Source organism: Teichococcus rhizosphaerae, from assembly GCF_002631185.1.
In the GTDB taxonomy this organism is placed as follows: Bacteria; Pseudomonadota; Alphaproteobacteria; order Acetobacterales; family Acetobacteraceae; genus Pseudoroseomonas; species Pseudoroseomonas rhizosphaerae.
This window is the reverse complement of the sequence record NZ_PDNU01000103.1, coordinates 1-4,143: the sequence shown is the minus strand read 5'-3', so window position 1 is coordinate 4,143 and position 4,143 is coordinate 1. Positions and strand designations below refer to the sequence as shown.

The 4,143-nt window shown below is 44.6% G+C and carries 4 protein-coding genes; all 4 read left to right on the top strand.

Annotation, left to right across the window (positions count from 1 at the left end):
• Positions 1 to 182: 182 nt before the first annotated feature.
• Positions 183 to 1,289: a hypothetical protein gene (locus tag CR162_RS22255; protein ID WP_141563294.1), complete on the top strand. Its 1,107-nt coding sequence runs from the start codon at positions 183 to 185 to the stop codon at positions 1,287 to 1,289.
• A 144-nt stretch (positions 1,290 to 1,433) separates the two neighbouring features.
• Positions 1,434 to 2,450, top strand: coding sequence for a glycosyltransferase family protein (locus CR162_RS22250; protein ID WP_141563293.1), 1,017 nt, complete (start codon positions 1,434 to 1,436; stop codon positions 2,448 to 2,450).
• 76 nt (positions 2,451 to 2,526) lie between these two features.
• Positions 2,527 to 3,726 (top strand): glycosyltransferase family 61 protein, encoded by a 1,200-nt coding sequence (locus tag CR162_RS21755; RefSeq protein ID WP_099097542.1) that lies wholly within the window; start codon positions 2,527 to 2,529, stop codon positions 3,724 to 3,726.
• 63 nt (positions 3,727 to 3,789) lie between these two features.
• On the top strand, positions 3,790 to 4,143 hold a 354-nt coding region (locus tag CR162_RS21750), incomplete at its 3' end, for a hypothetical protein (protein WP_141563292.1).

Here is a 4,143-nt window from a genome sequence, read left to right as displayed (position 1 = left end):
GAGGCGCTTCAGCAAACTACAAATTTCATGCCGCGCACATCGATTGAGGCTGGACTGACGCTCTTTGTGTCATGGTATAAAGCTTATCACAGGCGCAACTAATTTGATTTTCAGAAACATGCTGTTTATTTTTGCTTCACTCTCTCGTTAAATATGATGTCAGAGATTAGAGGGAATATAAAATGGCAAAGTTGTCAGTCAAAAAATACATAGAAACAGGAAGCGCAGCATTTTCTTTTATTTCGGATGACAAGGACTATGTCAACTTCGATCTGCTTTCAGTAGAAAATTTTACATGGTATAGGCATTTTATACAGCACAAGGCTGCCTGCTTCCGTGTGAGCGGGAATATATTTTTATTGCCGCGCCGGCAGTGCCTAGATCTTCTATCTCTTTGCAAATTTGCTCTGCGTCAAAATGGCTGCTTTCAAATCAGAGCAGAAAATTTTTCTGAATCGGAAATCAGCCACATTTCAATATTGCTGTCGGATTTATATAGTCTAGGGTTTGCGGTACGAGTTTGCAAGAATTCTGAGGCGGCTGATAAGAAAGATCAACTAGTAATAGAAGCATTCAAGATTAGCGACGATTTCAGCGTTCTTTCTGGCATTGAGCCAATCTATGCGATTGGAGACAGCCATGTTCGCTTCTTGGCTGGCAAGGATGAGACATCTCAGGCGGTAGGGCTGAATCATGGAATTAAACTATATCGTGGAATGGTCCCTGAGTTCGTGGGATTGCATCTTGGTGCGGGGTTAGCTTTTCACCTTGGAAGCAAAGGTACTCGAACACACGCAACAGAAAAGATCGAGGCGCTCCTCAATACCAATGATATAGTACCAAAAGGTGCAAAGGTTCTGTTTTCTTTTGGCGAAGTAGATTGTCGAGCACATATTTGTCAGCAGGCTGAACGGCAGGGGCGGCTCATTTCGGAGATCGTCGATCAAATATGTAAGAAGGTCATCGAATTTTTTGATGTGGTTGCAAGCAGAGGATATCGCCCAATTGCTTGGGGGCCGATCGCTCCAACTTGGCAGGATGCTATCAATGACCCGAGGTATCCGGTCTATGGGACGTTTGCACAACGGAAGGAAGCGACACTCCGTTTCAACAACACACTCAAATTGCTGTGCGTTGAGCGTGGCTATAGTTTTCTCTCAATAGCAGAAAGTCTATTTCAGCCTGCTGACGGAATGACGGATAAGCAATACTATTGCGATAACGTGCATTGTTCCCAGGCGGCACGAATTTTCCTTTATCCAGAACTGGAGCACGCTTCAAAATTGTAAAATTAATAGACTCTAGCATTTTTGCCGATCTTTTTACTGCCCTATTCTGTGCAAGCATAGTTTGCCTGACAACAGGTATTTTAATCAAATCTACTGGGAATTGTTTTTAACCGCAACAAATAAACTTTTTGAAAGGAGAAGATCATGAGTGGGTTAAGCAAAATTATGCCGGTCGTCGTGATGGGCTTTAACCGCCCTCAATACTTGAAGCGGGTTCTAGAGTCTATCCGCCTCCAGAACGGAGGCGAGTGGAAAAGCCGAGAGATTCATTTTTTTCAGGACGGAGGGGTTAATTTTATCAGCAACGAACGTTACGCTGATGATGATGTTCTAAATCAATCGGTAGATGTGTTTCGCTCTATTTTTCCTGAAGGGCATGTACATAGGTCTGACAAAAATATTGGGGTAGCCTTGAATTTCGAGCGTGCAGAAAGATACATATTTTTAGAACGGACGTTCTCACGTGCTCTTTTCTGCGAAGATGATATGACATTAGGTCCTAATTACCTTCTTACAATTGAGAAACTGTTGGATTTTGCCGAAAGCCCTGCAGCCGAAGGTCTTGTCGGATATGTCGCTGCTTATGGGAACCATCGTGCTAATTTAGAGCAACAAGAAAAGCATTGCCAAGAAATTATTAAAATGGAGCACGCGTGGGGTTATGGCGTTAATCGTGAGCACTGGCTCAAAGTGCGAGAAGTAATTGATCCATATATTCAAATTGTAAGTGGTTGTGATTACAGGAAGCGACCGAAGGCACGGATTGGCGGTGTGCACAAGAAGCTTGGTTTGGCCACCCGCTCTTTGTCACAAGATGCAATGAAGATGTTGGCGACCTCCTCACTCGGGCGGACACGTGTTATGCCTTTTATTTGCCAAGCTACTTACATTGGTGAAGAAGGACTTAATTTTAATCCAGATATTTTTAGTCAAAAAGGATATGGGCGGGAGGAGCTTTTTCCAGGCCCAATCCCAGAGTTCCTTTGGCCCACGGCAGAGGTCTTGCGTGGAATGATAACGAAGGAGCAAAGTGTTTTTATTGAACATTGCAAGCAAGCTTATGGCGAGCGTGACATGCCCATACCTCCTGAAGGTAAATTCCGGGCCCTCGAGCATTTAAATCTGACAGACCGAGGCTCCGCAAACTCCGTCAGCATATAATACATGCAATTACCCGTTGCGTAGTCATAACATTGCGGGCTGTGGCATTCATTTGTATCGAAGGTAATCGACAGTTATGCATAATATTCTTGGCGATGTTATTTTTGAAGATGATATTCGATTTCAATATGGCCCAATTAAAACTGCGCATACAGCTCACGGAGCAGAGGTCATTGCAAAGATCGAAATGGATCAGCCCAAGATGGGTCTTGATTTAAATGTGAAAGAGGTTAGCGAGGAAGATCGTCAGAAGCTTGCTGAGATTGCGCCTGCTGTTGCGCGAAAGCCATACCAAGTAGGTGCTTATCAACTAGTGCGCATACCCAATGCAACAGTATATAATTTTCCAAGAATTGAGGGAATGGTTTGCGATAGCCAGAGGAATTTTATCAGAGAAACTCGCGGCTCTCCAAGAATACTAGAAGGAAACAAATTTATTAGGTATGCGGGAAACCGGGCTTGGTACTTTGAGCATGATTTTCCTTACGATGGAGAAATAAAATCAGCTTTCCTGCCATTTGATCCAGGAACACACAATTATGCTCATTTTTTGGGCCTGTATGTTCAGCGTGTAATAGTTGGAAACTCGCGGTTGAAGAACTGCCCTGTGCTGTTCCCAGATTTGCCGGGATACCGAGCTTTTTCTCCAGGAGCCATGAGAAACGAGTTCTTTTATAGGCTTCCAGAGATATTTCCACTGGCAGAAGGGAATTTTTACTTTCCTTTGCCGGCCGGAAAATTCAAAGTTAATGAATTGTATCTTTTGCAGCACTTGGGCGATCGTTGGGACTTGGTGTTCTATAATGAAGTTTTAGCGGAGCTCAACGCAATTGGTGCAGAAGCTTTGAGGAGGCATTCATCGAGTCTTGTCGCGCCTCTACCAAGACGATTTTCTATATCTCGCAAGAATGCCCAGTACAGAAGAATTTTAAACGAAGAAAAGGTTAATAGCGTCCTGCAAAAATTTGACTATTCAATTATGCAAATGGAAAAAATAGATTTTTGGGGGCAAGTTGCGCATTTTGCTGCTGCCGAAAAAATAATTGGATTGCATGGTGCAGGTTGCGCAAATATAGTATTTACGCAAAATAAACCTGTATTCATTGAAATATTTCCAAAGCCATTACCATCATTGCAATTCTTGCATAGTGCCATAGCAAAAGATTGCAATTACGTGCCTTTCGCGCAAGAAAGACAATCGCGTCTAAATGACGTAATTATAGATTGTGAAAAACTAGAACATCTACTGGCTCTGCAGGATAGAAATAGTCACTAGATTTTTTTAGGATCCATGGGCAATGTAAAGCGCCCTGAAGAATGCTTCGCCGGAGAAGTATGAATGGCTTACGTCAACATCGTCACCTCTGATCGCGGCTGGATCCTCGAGAACCTCGCCACGCAGATTTCGTCCCGCTTGTCCTACGTCAAGTTTGGCGACGGCGTCGATGCTGACGCAGCCATCCAGTACTACATCACCTATTCCTGCCGTTACCGGCGCGTCTCCCCCATAGAGGTCGGCTACTTCGCCCACCTTGAGCCGGAGGGTGAGGCCTATGAGAAGTTCTTCCGCACCGCCGAGGATGTCGACTACTGCATCAGCCATGCCGAGCTTTACGCGCACATGCTGCGTGAGCACGGCATCGCCAATGTCACCGCCATCTCGCCGGGCGTCGATCTCGACCGCTTCATGCCT